Source organism: Bradyrhizobium sp. R2.2-H, assembly GCF_004346455.1.
Lineage (GTDB): Bacteria > Pseudomonadota > Alphaproteobacteria > Rhizobiales > Xanthobacteraceae > Bradyrhizobium > Bradyrhizobium diversitatis.
This window is the reverse complement of record NZ_SMBR01000017.1, coordinates 92,005-106,453: the sequence shown is the minus strand read 5'-3', so window position 1 is coordinate 106,453 and position 14,449 is coordinate 92,005. Positions and strand designations below refer to the sequence as shown.

General features: G+C 58.8%; 13 protein-coding genes and 1 pseudogene. 2 read left to right on the top strand and 12 right to left on the bottom strand.

All coding sequences use genetic code 11. The features are described 5' to 3' along the window. Positions 1-528: 528 nt before the first annotated feature. Positions 529-1,605, top strand: coding sequence for a sensor histidine kinase (locus tag EDE08_RS32905; RefSeq protein ID WP_245524960.1), 1,077 nt, complete (start codon positions 529-531; stop codon positions 1,603-1,605). Between the two features lie 694 nt (positions 1,606-2,299). Here EDE08_RS32905 and ccoS read toward each other — a convergent pair. The 11 genes from ccoS to EDE08_RS38700 all read right to left on the bottom strand — a co-directional run bounded on the left by ccoS (position 2,300) and on the right by EDE08_RS38700 (position 14,019). Next, positions 2,300-2,461 (bottom strand): cbb3-type cytochrome oxidase assembly protein CcoS, encoded by a 162-nt coding sequence (gene ccoS / locus EDE08_RS32900; RefSeq protein WP_131873405.1) that lies wholly within the window; start codon positions 2,459-2,461, stop codon positions 2,300-2,302. Between the two features lie 23 nt (positions 2,462-2,484). Continuing rightward, positions 2,485-4,737: a cation-translocating P-type ATPase gene (locus EDE08_RS32895; protein ID WP_131873409.1), complete on the bottom strand. Its 2,253-nt coding sequence runs from the start codon at positions 4,735-4,737 to the stop codon at positions 2,485-2,487. Between the two features lie 46 nt (positions 4,738-4,783). After that, the gene (locus EDE08_RS32890) at positions 4,784-5,581 is read right to left on the bottom strand and encodes a DUF2189 domain-containing protein (RefSeq protein ID WP_131873411.1); all 798 of its coding nucleotides are present in this window, start codon (positions 5,579-5,581) and stop codon (positions 4,784-4,786) included. A 247-nt stretch (positions 5,582-5,828) separates the two neighbouring features. Next, positions 5,829-6,710 carry a cytochrome-c oxidase, cbb3-type subunit III gene (gene ccoP, locus EDE08_RS32880; RefSeq protein WP_131873415.1) on the bottom strand — a complete coding sequence of 294 codons (882 nt, stop codon included), beginning with the start codon at positions 6,708-6,710 and terminating at the stop codon, positions 5,829-5,831. Next, positions 6,701-6,871 (bottom strand): cbb3-type cytochrome oxidase subunit 3, encoded by a 171-nt coding sequence (locus tag EDE08_RS32875; RefSeq protein ID WP_131873417.1) that lies wholly within the window; start codon positions 6,869-6,871, stop codon positions 6,701-6,703. The genes ccoP and EDE08_RS32875 overlap by 10 nt, the downstream gene beginning before the upstream one ends. A gap of 2 nt (positions 6,872-6,873) precedes the next feature. Beyond that, on the bottom strand, positions 6,874-7,605 hold the full coding sequence (ccoO, locus tag EDE08_RS32870; RefSeq protein ID WP_131873419.1) for a cytochrome-c oxidase, cbb3-type subunit II: 732 nt from the start codon (positions 7,603-7,605) through the stop codon (positions 6,874-6,876). Between the two features lie 5 nt (positions 7,606-7,610). After that, on the bottom strand, positions 7,611-9,269 hold the full coding sequence (gene ccoN / locus EDE08_RS32865) for a cytochrome-c oxidase, cbb3-type subunit I (protein WP_131873421.1): 1,659 nt from the start codon (positions 9,267-9,269) through the stop codon (positions 7,611-7,613). 1,100 nt (positions 9,270-10,369) lie between these two features. Next, the gene (locus EDE08_RS32860) at positions 10,370-11,380 is read right to left on the bottom strand and encodes a LysR family transcriptional regulator (RefSeq protein ID WP_131873423.1); all 1,011 of its coding nucleotides are present in this window, start codon (positions 11,378-11,380) and stop codon (positions 10,370-10,372) included. Between the two features lie 360 nt (positions 11,381-11,740). Next, positions 11,741-12,154 (bottom strand): LuxR C-terminal-related transcriptional regulator, encoded by a 414-nt coding sequence (locus EDE08_RS32855; protein ID WP_131873425.1) that lies wholly within the window; start codon positions 12,152-12,154, stop codon positions 11,741-11,743. Between the two features lie 42 nt (positions 12,155-12,196). After that, on the bottom strand, positions 12,197-12,610 hold the full coding sequence (locus tag EDE08_RS32850; RefSeq protein ID WP_131873427.1) for a hypothetical protein: 414 nt from the start codon (positions 12,608-12,610) through the stop codon (positions 12,197-12,199). A 227-nt stretch (positions 12,611-12,837) separates the two neighbouring features. After that, the gene (locus EDE08_RS38700; RefSeq protein WP_245524959.1) at positions 12,838-14,019 is read right to left on the bottom strand and encodes an ATP-binding protein; all 1,182 of its coding nucleotides are present in this window, start codon (positions 14,017-14,019) and stop codon (positions 12,838-12,840) included. Between the two features lie 56 nt (positions 14,020-14,075). Here EDE08_RS38700 and EDE08_RS39270 point away from each other — a divergent pair, with 56 nt between their 5' ends. Further along, a complete protein-coding gene (locus tag EDE08_RS39270; RefSeq protein WP_245524958.1) occupies positions 14,076-14,297 on the top strand; it encodes a hypothetical protein in 222 nt (73 codons plus the stop codon). On the opposite strand, the pseudogene EDE08_RS39755 reads toward EDE08_RS39270, so the two are convergent. Then, positions 14,268-14,384 (bottom strand): annotated as a pseudogene (locus tag EDE08_RS39755) (hypothetical protein); the annotation flags it as partial. The gene EDE08_RS39270 and the pseudogene EDE08_RS39755 sit on opposite strands and share 30 nt — an antisense overlap. Between the last annotated feature and the right edge of the window lie 65 nt (positions 14,385-14,449).

Genomic DNA, 14,449 nt, shown 5'->3' with positions numbered 1-14,449 from the left:
TTGCATGGGATCCCATGCCTGCCGAAGCTCGCAATTTCCGCTCGAGAGCCTCTAGCCTCTCAGCCATGTCAACCGGAAGCCAGCCGGTTGCCCGCAAGATTTCGGCCTCCTTGGCCGAGTCACGCGGCTTCTGCCCCCTGCAGCCGATCTCGGCCGCAATCGGGGTCGCCGCCGCCCGGCGCCACGTGTGATCCCTGGCGTGCTTCAGCACCATTCGGTTGCACGGGCCTGCGCCTCGCATGATCAGTTGTTCTCGTCTCACTTGTCATGCTGTCCTCTAAGGGGCTGGAGCCGCTCGCAAGCGCGTGCGGTTCACTATCACCCTCCGGTCGAAGCTAGTCCCCGCGCATCCATGCATGGTCTAGCGGGCCTCCTAGATCTGCATAACTATTCCTTATCACTAGCATTCCAAATCTTCATTTCAGCATACGCTCGCACTCTGGGATGGTGACATCTCAGTCCGGATGCGAAGCGCCTCGCTCTCGACGAAAGCCCGACGGGCTCGCTCAAGCACCTGGGCACCTTCTTATGAATCGAGTTCAGCAATTACGCGTTCCTCAAACCTGGGAGGCCGAATTTGCGATGCCGATAAGTGTACTGGGCGAAAGTGCCGAGACAGTGAAAACCGAGCCCTTAACTCTTCTCGAGATGAGAAGCCATGAAGATCGTGCAAAAGCGCTAGTTGAGACTGCTCTTCAGTGGGTACGAGCGTCAGCTGGGGCTGTGGTATCTAACGAGGACAGTCAGTTCGTACCGTTCGCCACGTCGGATTGGGCTGCGAACGCGGTGGGAGCCGACCGGCTTTCCTCCTCGTACTTTACGTTAGGCATTCGGGATGTTGAGCATGCTGGCGGGATGCAAGATCCCATTTCAATGAGCGAAGTTCTTTCCATGTTCGCTGGCGCCAACATCGAGCTTTCCGTCGTATGGATACCCCTGACGTTTGGAGCAACCACAGTCGAGCTGATCTACCTGGAAGGCCATCGAGGCGGGAGCTTCGGAGCAGTCTCAGTCGAAAGCTTCAGCGCCGCCGGAATTCAGGTCGCTGCGGTTCTGGACAACCTTCGATCGACCGATGATCCCGCGCTAAAGCGAGACTTGGGGATCGCGCGCGGATTGGAACTGTTGGGTGAGCAGGTGCGGGCACACCTCAGCTTCACCAGGATGGACGGCATCATTTTAGAGGTCTTAGGTATGTTTCGTGACGAGTTGGAGACCTCATGCATTTCCGTGCGTGCCGATATCGATGAAGGGTTGCCGGAGTTGAGGGGATGTCGCTTGCAGCTACAGCAGGTTGTTTTCAATCTCGTGCGAAACGGCATTGATGCGATTAAGGACGTGCACGGCGGCGGGCGAAGGCTGGAAATATCGTGCCGTGCTGACGACCTCGAAATGTTAGTAACCTTTCGCGATCGCGGAAGTGGCTTAGAAGCAAGCAAAAACGACTTGGATCGCTCCATCGATCCATTCTTCACTCCGAAAAGTTCCGGAATGAGTTTTAGTTCGTTCATAAGCCGATGCATCATTGAGGCGCATCGTGGACGCATCTGGGCGGAAAGGAATGAAGAGTCCGGCCTGACTATCCGGTTAGCGCTGCCGCTATGAGGAAGCGCGAGGAACGCCCGGGGAGGCGCTGATCGCCGCATCGAGCTGTTTCACTTTCGGCATCGGGAATGTACGGCCGTTCTGTGTACGATGGACCATGTATCTGTCTTCGTGACACAAGAGGAGCCTGGAGATTCAAGTTTCAGCTTTACGGTCGTTTGCGGCCAACGGAATTGTCACGCCTCCCAGTCACGTGAAATTTCGAGATTATCTCGCAGAACCCTTCCCCAAGACGCGAAATGCGGAAGCATTTGACAAATGCTGTTCGTAAGAACGGCTTTCTGACCGACGCCATTCACAACCGACACGCTGCGACATGACCCGCGAAATTCGTGTCGGAGCATGCATCGTCCGGTCACTAGCGCTTTGGCCTGTCCGCCCAGGGGCATCCTAGGCGGGCGTGCACTGAGCCCGCTAGTCCGAGCCAACTCAGATATTAGAAACACGAGCCGTGCCCTCTCGGCCACCTACCGAAGCCAGGAGTAGAAAACGGCCACGAGGGACGCGGTTTCGGCGGTCGCTCGCGAGCCATCGATCAAACCGACATGGACAGTCTCTGTTTGCGCGTGACAATGTGCCCTAGGAGGCAACCGCGAAACTCGGCAAACAGCCCGAACGGTTCGATACGCCACAGTCGATCTCACCTCGTGCCCAGACGATTAGCCACGGTGATCCGACTTGTCGTCGCGTGCCGTCACGCCGTATCGTGTGGTCCATCGCGGTTTTGGAACAGGATTCGTTCGGCTGCGCCCGCAAGATCATCATATTGGCCATTTCGGAGCGACCACATGAACGCGCCGAGTGCAATGGCGCCGAGCGCGAGCGCAACGGGAATAAGGAAAAAGTAATCCGTCATTGGGCTTTCTGCACCGCGAGCGCCTATGTCGAGATACCGAGGGCCGGTGCGTCCGCACGCGGTTCATCGCGAGCAAGCCGGTTGTGCAGCCGCATGGCATTGGCGATCACCAGCAGCGAGGAGGCTGACATTGCCACCGCAGCCACCAATGGTGTCACATGCCCAAGGATCGCGACCGGTACTGCAACCGCATTGTAGCTGATGGTGAGGATTAGATTTTGGCGTACGAGCCGTCGTGCGTCGCGCGCGACTGCAATGGCTTGCGGCACCGCGATCAGGCTGTCGTGCAGAAAGACGAGATCGGCGGCATTGCGTCCGACATCGGCGGCGGTGGCGGGTGCCATAGAAGCATGAGCGGCAACGAGTGCTGGCGTATCGTTGAGGCCGTCACCGACCATCAGCACGCGCCGTCCCGCTTCGGTCAGCTCAGCGATGTGTTCCGTTTTCCCAGCCGGGGAGACGCCGGCGCGATAGGGAAGTCCGAGAGCCGACGCTAAATGTCGCACCGGCTCGTCGCGATCACCGGACATGATCTCGACGCGGCATTCTTGATTGTGAATGGAAAGCACGGACTCGCGGACATCCGGGCGAAGATCGCTTTGGAATTTAAAGGTCGCGCACAATCGCCCGTTCGCGGAGAGTACAACGCTGGCAGCGCTTGATTCTTCATCTGCCACCGTCAGAGCCCAGTCGGCCCGGCCGAGCCTATAGATTGTCGTGCCGATGGTCGCCTGCATTCCAGTGCCCTGCTGCTCGGAAACGTCGTTCAGCGCCACCGGCGTGATGGCATTATCGCTTCCCGCGGCGGCCAGCGCTCGCGAGTAGGGATGGCGTGAATGGGCTGCGATGGAGGCGGCGATAGCAGGTGCTGCTGGATCGACCGCCTTGCAGTCGATGAGCCGCAATCGATCCATCGTTAGCGTTCCGGTCTTGTCGAAAATCACTACGTCGACTTCCGCGATGCGTTCCAGCGCGCCGCCGTCTTTGACCATCACTCCGCTCTCGAACAGACGCCGTGCGGCTACGACCTGTACCATGGGTACGGCAAGGCCGAGCGCGCAGGGGCACGTGATGATCAGCACCGCGATTGCGATCGTCGCCGCGCGGTGCAAGTCGCCGTCTACAATCATCCAACTAATGAAGGTCAGGAGTGCCGTGAGATGCACGACCGGCGCGTAGAGCCGTGAGGCGCGGTCCGCGACGCGCCGGTAGACTGATCGACCGCCTTCGGCCGCTTCCATCATTCGCACCATTTCGGCGAGGAATGAATCTTTCGCCGCTGCCGTCGCGACGACAGTGAGGGGAGCGGTCAGGTTCAGCGTTCCCGCGGACAGCATCGTGCCCGGCGAGACCGGTTGCGGCAGGCTCTCGCCGGACACTAGCGCGCAATCGATCTCCGAGTGTCCCGTTTCGACCCGGCTATCGACCGGCACGCGCTCGCCCGCCGTCAGCAGGATGTGCATGTTCGGCCGGATCTCGTTCACCGGCAGATAGGCACGTTTACCGTCGTCTTGTACTACGAGCGCGCCGCGCGAGCATAGACGGACCAACCCTCGAACGGCGGTTCGTGCGCGCTCACGCATCATGTGATCCAGCGTGCGGCCGATTAGCAGGAAGAACAGCAGCGAGATGGCAGCGTCGAAGTACGCGTTCGCTTCGTGATGGAGGGTCTCGTAAACGCTCATGCCAAACGCAAGCAGTACGCCGATGGAAATCGGAACGTCCATGTTAGTTTGACCGTGCCGCAAAGCGCGCCAAGCCGAGGAATAAAACACGCGTCCCGAATAGATCAGGGCTGGGAGGGCGATCAGCGCGGAGATCCAGTGAAACATGTTGCGGGTCGAAGCTTCCGCGCCGGACCACACCGACACCGACAGTAGCATGATATTGCTTGCGGCGAAGCCTGCAACGGCGAGCGAGCGGATCAGTTCATTCAGCGAATCGTCGATCTTGTCCGTACCTGCGTCGTGAAGGTGCGCGTCGTAGCCAATCTTGGCGAGTGTCTCGACGAATGGTGCGGGCGGTTTGTCCGTCTGCCAGCGGATCGCGACCCGCTTGCTGGAGAGGCTGACACGCGCGCTCTCCACGCCGGGCAGGGCGCCGAGCGCAGCCTCAACCTTATGGATGCAGCCGCCGCAGTGGATGCTGGGGACGGAGAGATCAGTCTGGTGGACGCCGTTGCCGACAGCGCGGCTCGCGAGCCGCACCTCTTCTTTCTCGGTGTGTGGATCGGCCGTCGCGAGGGCGACTTCAGCGCCGGGCGCACAACAACTCATTGGAACCCCATTTCTGCAGGCAGCCGGCATTCGCCAGCACCGCGTGTTATATTGCTGCTTCCACCGCCACCGCCCGATAGGCGTGCCAGGTGCCGTGCCCGAGCAGGGGAAACACGATGATCAGGCCCAGCATTCCGGTTGCGACAGAGAGCAAGAACAGTGCAAGTACAATGGTGCCCCAGGTCAGCACCACAGGCCGGTTATTCCAAACCAGCGCCATGCTGGTCCCCATGGCGGTGAGGGCGTCAAGGCGCCTGTCGAACATCATGGGAATCGAAAACGTGCTGATGGCAAACGAGAAAGCTGCGAACAGTCCACCGATCGTGCTGCCGACAACGAGCATCGTCCAGCCGACCGGCGTGGTGAATAGCATGGATGCGATATGCTGGAGGCCGGGAAACGGCGTCAGGCCGAAAAACACTGCGTAGACGATCACCGCTGCGCGTAACCAAGTGATCATCAAAAGGCACAACAGCACGCCCACGAAGAAGATTTGTCCGCCGCATCGCGGCCTGATGAAGATCATTTTCGCGAGATTGACGGGCTGGCCGGCGGCGAGGCAGCGACTTTTTTCGTATAGACCAAGTGCGAGGACCGGGCCGACCACTATAAGGCCCGAACATGCCGGAAACAGGATGTAGTCCAAACCAAGCTGAAACAGACCACCGACAATCGCGATGGACGCGAGGGAGATCAGCACACCATAGCAGAGGCTCGCCATCGGCTGTGTACCCAAGTCACGCCAGCCGTTTGCAAGCCACGTGAAGGCATCGGCGGGAGCCAGCGCGCGATGCCAATGATTTTTCGTGGTAAGCGGAGGCACGACTGCCGGGATCGCCGTCATATCACTTACTCCATCTGCGCTTTGGTTCTTGTGGACGGCTTCGATAAACACGACGAGATTGCCGCGCTGAAGCTTGTCGTACGACGGCCTTCGCCGAGCCGGAAGTGACCGACGCAATCGGGCTGGGACGTCATAGCGACGTATAGCAATTGCGCGTTGGCGGCGGCGAGCATCGTTAGCCCGAGGCCGACCGACAACCGGACGATCGACTTCCTCTTCGTCCCGTCATGCAATTTGGCTACGCCGCTCATTGGCTTGGCATCCTCTGATCGAGGAGATATAGTGCCAGGATTTTTCGATCGACCGGCGTCAGCCGGGCTTCCCACGATGGCATGTGGCCCTGTCGCCCTTTCCAAAGGGTTGTCGTGATCGTCTGCGTGTCGCCACCATAGATCCAAAATTTATCGGTCAAATTTGGTGCGCCCACGTTGCTGTTGCCCTTGGCGTCCTCGCCATGACATGCGGCGCAATTCGCAGCGAAGATCTCCCGCCCGGCATCGACATCGCCGGACTTCCCCCTCTTCGCCGTGGATGGGTTGGAGAGCGAGCGCACAAAGACCACTACCTTGTCGACATCTGGTCGCTGGAGGATCTGGTCATGACCGAAGGCTGGCATCTGCGAGGTGCGGCTGTCAGGATGGGGCGAGTTGATGCCGACGCGGATGGTCTCCGCGAGGGCTTCCGGATCGCCACCCCACAGCCATGAGGTGGTGGTCAGGTTCGGAAAGCCGGGGCCGCCCGTTGCGTTCAGCCCGTGGCACACTGAGCAATTGTCCCCAAAGAGGGTGCGGCCCGTCTGGCGCACGGCGGTCATGAGAACCGGGTCCGACTGAAGCTCCTGATAGCTTTTGGTCTCGATCTGCTTCACCCATGCGCTGCGACCGAGAGCGGCCCGCTGCAGTAAATCCCGGACAACATCACGTTGGTCGAGACCCAGCAGGCCTTTGGTGTAGCTCACGCCGAGCGGCCATGCGGGCATCAAGACCCAGTAGCCCACCGAAAAAAGAAAAGCGATCAATAGGAAGGCGTAAACCGCGCGCGGGACGGGCGTGTTCAGCTCCTTGATGCCGTTCCATTCGTGCCCCGTGGTGAGGTATCCCGTGTAATTGTCCCGTTCTTCTACCGCCATGGCCCGTCCTCATTATGCAGGACCGACTTTGCGGCGCGGTCGAACGCCTTCTTGTTCGACGGCCAATAGGCGTAGACGAGGATGATAATCGAGAGTGCAATCAGATAGAACAATCCGAACGACTTCGAGAACCACACTAGTTTATCATGTTCAAAGTGCATGATCACCTCACAACATCTGCGACGGAGTTGTAAGCAGCGTCAGTCAGGTGTCCGAGCACTTGAAGATAGGCGACCAGTGCGTCCATCTCGGTGAGTTCGTCGGGCTTGCTGTCGAACGCGCGGATGTTGGTGGCCTTCCCGTAGCGTCGGGTGACGCCGTCCGCGTATGGCGAGTCGGGTGCTGCCTGGCCGTAAGCGTCCTTGCTCGCATTCGCGATCATGTCGTCGGTGTAGGGCACACCGACGGCTCGCTGGGCCTTCAGGTGTGCGTCGAGATCATCGGTGCGGAGCGCCGCTTTTAGCAGCCACGAGTAGGCGGGCATCACCGAGACTGAAAGCACATCGCGCGGGTTGTTGAGATGCGTGACGTGCCATTCGTCGGAATACTTTCCGCCGATGCGCGCGAGGTCCGGTCCCGTACGCTTTGAGCCCCACAGCATGGGGTGGTCGTATTTCGATTCAACGGCGAGCGAATAGGGTCCGTAGCGCTCGACCTCGTCACGCAGTGTGCGGATCATCTGCGAGTGGCAGGCGTAACAGCCTTCGCGGATGTAGATGTTGCGACCGGCCAGTTCGAGCGGGGTGTAGACGCGCATGTCGGGCGCATCTTCCACGGTCTGGTGGATAGTGAAGAGAGGCGCGATTTCCACTAGGCCGCCTATGCTCGCTACAAATATAACGCCGAAAGTGAGTCCGATGGCTTTGCGTTCCAGCTGATAGTGCAATCCGAACATACGGGTTACTCTCCCGATTGGACGACGGTCGTAGCGCCGAGCACTGGCGACGGCATGTCAGCTGCAGACTCGTGCACCTTGAGGACACCAGTTCTGATCGTCATACAGACGTTGTAGGCACCAACGATAGCGCCGACCAGGAACAGTAGGCCTCCGATGGCGCGCGCGATGTAGTAGGGGTGCATTGCAATCAGCGAGTCGACGAACGTATACGCGAGCGTGCCGTTCTCGTTGTAGGTCCGCCACATCAGCCCCTGGATGATGCCGGAATTCCACATGGCGAAAACGTAAACGACGGCGCCGGCCAGCGCGAGCCAAAAATGCACCTCGACAAGGCCCGGAGAATACATGCGCTCACGTTTCCAGAGCTGCGGCACGATAGCGTAGATCGACCCGAAGGAGATCATCGCAACCCATCCGAGCGCTCCGGCATGCACGTGGCCAATTGTCCAGTCGGTGTAGTGCGAGAGCGAGTTGACCGGTCGAATAGCGAGGAACGAGCCCTCGAAAGTGGTGATGCCGTAGAACACCGCAGCCACCATCATGAAGCGGAGCGTTGCATCATCGCGCACTTTGTCCCATGCGCCGTTCAGTGTCAGCAGCGCGTTGGCAGCGGACGCCCACGACGGGATCAGCAGCATGAGTGAGAACGTCATCCCGAGCGTCTGAACCCATTGCGGCAACGCCGTATAGTGCAGATGATGCGAGCCCGCCCACATGTAGAAGAAGGTGATGCCCCAGAAGCTGATAATGGAAAGTCGATAAGAATAGATCGGCCGTTCAGCGCGCACTGGCAGGAAGTAATACATCATGCCGAGGAAGCCGGCCGTCAAAAAGAAGGCAACCGCGTTGTGGCCGTACCACCATTCGGTCATCGCGTCTTGCACGCCGGAAAAGAGCGAATAGCTCTTCGCGCTTCCGAAGGAGACCGGAATGGCGAGATTGTTGACGATGTGCAGGATCGCAATCACTAGGATGAAGGCCATGTAATACCAGTTGGCTACATAAATGTGCGGCTCCTTGCGGCGGGCGAGCGTGCGAAGGTAGAGGACGAAGTAGGTGACCCAGACTAAAAGCAGCCAGATGTCCGCGTACCACTCCGGCTCTGCGTATTCTTTAGATTGCGTAATACCTATAGTGTAGCCGGTGATAGCGATGATGCAGAACAGGTTGTAGCCGAGCAACACGAACCACGGGGTGAGTTGATCGGCAAGGCGAGCGCGAGAGGTCCGCTGCAGCACGTAGTAGGATGTGGAGATTAGCGCGTTGCCGCCGAAGCCGAAGATCACGCTGGTGGTGTGGACAGGGCGGAGCCTTCCGAAGCTTGCCCAGCCGGCATCGAAAGTAAAGTCAGGTTTCACCAGAAGCCAGGCCACCCAGTCACCGATCAAGAGGCCGAATACGACCCAGATCATAGCGACGATAATGCCGAACTTTGTCGGATCGTCGTAGTAGCGGGTGAGGCGTTCCTCGCCAGGTTCGGGATCGTAGTAGATCGATATGACTTTGACGATTCCTGCAAGCGCTAACACCCCGATGAGCGCTCCGTGAAGACCGAGCGGATCGTCTCGGCCTGCGATCCCCAGCATCAATCCGCACAGAGCGAGCGCAAGCAGGATCAAGAGCGCATACTGACGTTCAGCTTTTGTCAGATGTCCGATCATCGTCTTTCCGCCTATCCGCGCGCGCACGCCAAGAGAATGGTGGCCGCATCTTGCATCGCGTTAAGTGCCTAAACGTGGCCAAGCATCTTATATATGACTAAGGTGAGGGGTGATCATGAGCCCTTGTGAATGTGTGGGCGTTGCTCTGCTGTACCCGCTTTCATGGTGATGGCGACCGCGTCGAGACGAGTACCACAGAGGCTCACGACAATCTCGGTCGGACTGGTTATCGATTTTATGCCAGTTTTCTATAATCGACCTGCGGGGGCCGCTAATCTCATGCCGCCGGGTCGGCGGTGGAGGGGTTCCGCCGTTCGCATACGCTCCATTGTACACGACTATCTCAACCCCAGTTTCAGCATGAAAGCACCTCCCCGCAGTAGTGCCGGACGGACGGTTCGTCGCCCCGAGGCCATCGGCTGCACGACCTCCTCGCAAAAGTCGAAGTGATGGAAGAGGGGCGCCGACGCATGCACAGTGGCGACGCAGATGATGGCGTTGCCAGTGCGTGTGTGCATTTCTACGATCGAGTTGCGTGCTTCCAAACATGCTGATCGTGTGCCGAAAGTTTGCCGAAGCCCTCTGGGACCTGGATGAACGGATCGCTATCCAGATCGCGCACTTCGATTAGCGCAACGGACCCATTGATGCGCTCTAGGGACGACGCAGCCGGCCGCGGCCCCGCCTGCAATGGCAATGTCGTAGGCATCTAGGACATTTGCCCCTTCCTTCGTACCATTGGCGTGTTCAATCGACGTGGTCTGGAGATTGGCCGAACGCATGGTGCGGAGGGTGATCGTCCATTGCGCAGATCGGAGATCATCGCTTCCCGTCAAGCCGAAAAACAATAGTTATGGTCGCCCACGCCGTTCCCGAACGATGTCGTCTTGCACTTACCAGCCGCGTCTCACCTCGAAACCAGTTTGTTATTGCGCTTAATTGTATAAGGTGCACCTTGAGACACCTCGATCCGGCATCCGCCAAACGGCGGCAGGTCAAATACGAACTACGTCGGCAAACAAATTTGCACGAAGTGCGCGACCTTCTCGCGAAATTGGCTTTCACGCTGCTCGAAAGCCAAGCTGCACTCACGGCGACCCCTACCATGCCGCCACACCTATCGTCGTTCGCCGTGTCATCGCGCAACGCTTCTTCTTCGGCCGAATGACGCATTGAGCGACGCGAATAGCTGCATTGACTGCGTTGTCTCCCTGGGTCCGACCTACCGTGCGAAGAACGACTGACCAGTCGCGAAGGCGAGCGAACTTGACGAACGCGTCCAGCGCTGGCGAGTAGTGGCGGCCCTGCACCGCCAATAGCCGTACCTCACGCGAAACCAAGTCGCCGTCGAGCGGAATGGTTTTAAGCGTCGGAAGGTGCGGCATATGCTCGGGCGCGAGTATTACTCCGAAGCCAGCGGCGGCCATGTGCTGCAAATGCAAGTCGTGACCGCTGCAATGGCCGAGGCGGAGCCCTTCCTCTGGAAAATGCGCCCCTTGGATCTTCGGTATGATGTCGCATCCGGTACGTTCAAGCAAAAACGTCTCATGGAGGTCGTGGATGCAAATCGAGGATCGATCTGCGAGCTGGTGTGTCGGCGCAAGAACCACGACGTAGCGCTCCTTGAAAAGGGACCAGTTGTCGATGCGGGCGGGAACGTCCCGTACGTCCCCGACGATTGCGGCGTTGATCTCGCCGTCGAGCAAGAGCGCGACGAGCCTCTCCGTCGCGTCCTCGCGTAGGTCGACATGAAGTCCCGGGACGAGCTTTGCGATCTCTGCGATCGGGTCAAGGACGAGCGACGCCGAGATAGAGGGGGCGAGGCCGATCCTCAGCGGCGCGACCTCCTTGCGTTCGAACTCTTTGGCTCGGCGACGCACCGCCTCAGCCGAAGCCAGTGTGCGCTCCAGCATCGGAAGGACTTCTTTTCCGAGATCGGTGAGCTGCGTCAGCCTGCGTTCACGGTAGATCAACTCGCCGCCGAGCTCCTGCTCAAGCTTCTGCACCGCCTTGGTCAGGGCAGGTTGAGTAACATTACATTGCTCGGCAGCGCGGGTGAAGTTGAGCGTGGACGCGACGGCGAGGAAGTAGCGAATTTGATAAAGCTCCATGGGTTGCGATGCCCTCCGTCAAGGTGCGACTCTGTCTACCGACGGGCCTTGGGGCGCCCTGACCAGACTCGTGGGCTCTTGGTTGCCTACCAAGAGGGCGGATGCCCATCTACATGACCGTCAACGGTCTCATGTTGGCCGATTTGGGCGCTGCGGTCGATTACGCAGAAGTAGGAGCGAAGTTCGCTTGTTGCTGCTTGTGCTAAGCTATCGCTTAGAGCTTAGAGCTCGCTTCGAGCACCGAAGGTATTGGCCGGATGGGCCCTCAAAAGGTTTGGATCAGCGCGCGGCGAATGTGGCAGTTGCGACTTGCGAGTAGAAGGGGCGTTGCACGAAACTCCGAGGACACGCCTCTCAGTCTCAGGAGCTTTGCTGCTGTAGTCCTATATTGAGGAGATCCGCCATCCGGGTGAGCTCCGGAACCGATCGGGCCTTCATCTTGCGTGTCAAGTTGGTGCGACGCACTTTCACCGTGGACTCCGCGATGCCGATATCGTTCGTAATTTGCTTGTTTAAGCAAAGCGACGCGGTCCGACGTGAAGACTCTGGGGTCAGATTGTTCTCCGGGTAGAGGATGCCTGTAAGGTTTAGCTGGTTGATCAATGGAAAACAGAGAAGGGGACGAAGATAGTTCTCAACGATGTACGGGTCAGAAGAGAATGAACTGTGCGATGACGCGTCGTCGAGAATAACGATTTCTTGCGTGCGCAGAACATATTGGAGCATCGACTCCGGCAACTCCGTCGCGGATACATCATGGTCGCCCAGTTGCACGATTACTAAATCGCCGTCGATCGTCGCTTCCGCGACAATTCGCTACACGTTCCCGCGTGAAAGAATCAGTAGGCCTCGTTCGTCGCCAGCCTGCTCGAGGACGGTACGCGTAAGCAATTCGAGCAGCTTATCCAGAATGATCTCGCTCGATATCGCTCGCGAGACCTTGATCACCGTCGCAAGATCGAGTTGCTCGACAGAGGCCGCGATTGTGCTCGTGGGGGCAGGTATGGGACCTTCCATTCTGACGCGCGGATGCATCGCATAGAGCTGGTGCACTTTGCCGTTCGCGCCCCAGCGCAGGTAACAGTCGCGGGCGTTGCGCAGATAGAGGTGCGCGATTTGATCGAAGCCGCACGCCGTGTAAAAGCGTGACGCCAACTCTTTGACGAGCGCCTCGTTGTGAATAAAGCCGCTTGCCTGTGCGGACAGTGTGGCTTGTTTGTAGAGGTTCATTGCAGCGAAAGCGCGGCCATAAATCCGCGCAATCTCAGCAGCAACCAACGCCGCGCGGTCTGCGAAGTGTTCCGGACAGTCCGCGGCCCAGGTCGCGAGCTAGCGGTGATAGTGAGAGCAAGACCATATTTCCGAAATTCAGCTACACGCCCGCCTGAAAGCGCCCAAGTGCACGCTCCTCGACGAGTTCATAAGCGAGTTGTCCGACGCGATATGCGCCCTCAGAGTCACCGATCCTTAGCCCGGCGATCATTCCAAACCGAGCATAGGCAACCGCAGACGCGTCGCTGTTGCCGCGATCCAAGGTAAGGCGGAGCATTTGGCGGACCACGAGCGTGTACAGGTTGAGGTCGGTGTATTGTGCTGGCGAAGAGAGCCGGTTCAGGACATCCAGCACGACGAGATGCCGGGTCGGTCATGACGGGCAGCGCTTTCAGCTCCTCGGTCGCGTGCCGATCGAGCTCCGACCAAACACGCTGATACGTTAGACGCGCCTCCTCATCCGTCGGATGCGGTGACCAGTGGATTTCGAGGTGACTTAGGTACTCGATGCCGACACCGACCGAGCGGCTGGGTTGATTCAGCTTGACGTAAAGGTCGATTCCAAGACGCGCCACCACGGCGCGGTCAGCCGTATGCGTGACGCGAGCAGATAATGCTGCCCAGTGGCTTTCTGCGTCCGAGAGCGCGCCGGTCAATAGCGCGCATTTGGCGCGATGAAAATCGAGAGCAAAGATAAGCCCCCAGCGGCGCTTCCAGCAATCCTCTGCCAACAGGCTTCGACCTGCAACAAAGTAACTGAGCGCCGAAACGTAGGCAGTAGATGCGTTGGCTCGCGGACCTGCCGTGAGGTTGAATTCCGCAGCCTTCTCGCGCTCATCGGTCGATTCAATCAAAGGAAGAGCGCGATTCAACTGATTAACGATTTCAAAGGCCGCTTCGTCGCGCTTCTCGGGAGAAGTCCGCGCCGCGAGCAGCCTTCCTATTCGAAGGTGCGCCTCACCGCGAAGATGCTCCGGGATCAGCGCATAGGCGGCCTCTTGAACCCGATCGTGGACGAACCGGTAAGCACCTTCCACACGCTCAACCAACTTCTGATGGCGAGCCGGCCACAGAACCGTATCGAGCTTTTCCTCCGACATCTCGAGGACTATCGAAAGCGCTCTGCTGTCGGCAATAGTTCCAAGACAAGCCAACTGCCGCAACGCATTTTGTGTCGCGGTCGGAAGCCGAGTAAGCGTCCCCACCAAGAGATCAACGACCTTGTCGGTGTAACCCTTGGCGTGGATGCGGTCGATATCCCAGGACCAGCGCGCGCCACCGTGATCGAATGCAAGTAGTCCTTCTTCGACGAGTGATGATAGGAACTGAATGGCGAAAAAGGGATTTCCGTCCGTATTCGCATGCAAAGCTGAGCAAGCGGCACAGCGCGCCCCGGCTGACAGCGAACGGCATCAGCGACCAATTGCCCAAGGTGCTCTTGCGCGAGCTGCGAAAGCTTGATCTCGACTACCTTTCCGTTGGCGGCCCTGATGGCGCCGAGCGTTTTCATTGGCGGATGGCCCGTAGCGACGTCGTTGTCGCGATAGGCACCTATCAGCATGAGATGCTGAATTTCCGACCGCAGAGGGTCTTCCAGCAGATCAAGCGTCGCCGCGTCGAGCCACTGCAGGTTGTCGACGAATAGCGCGAGTGGCTGGTCCGCGCGGGCAAATGTGCTTATGAAGCGACGAAATACGAGCTGAAACCGGCTTTGTGCCTGCTGTTGCGGCAACTCACAACCTCGTTTCAATTGATTTGAGGACGACCGGGAACGGCGGCCGCTTCGCGTGCAGATCG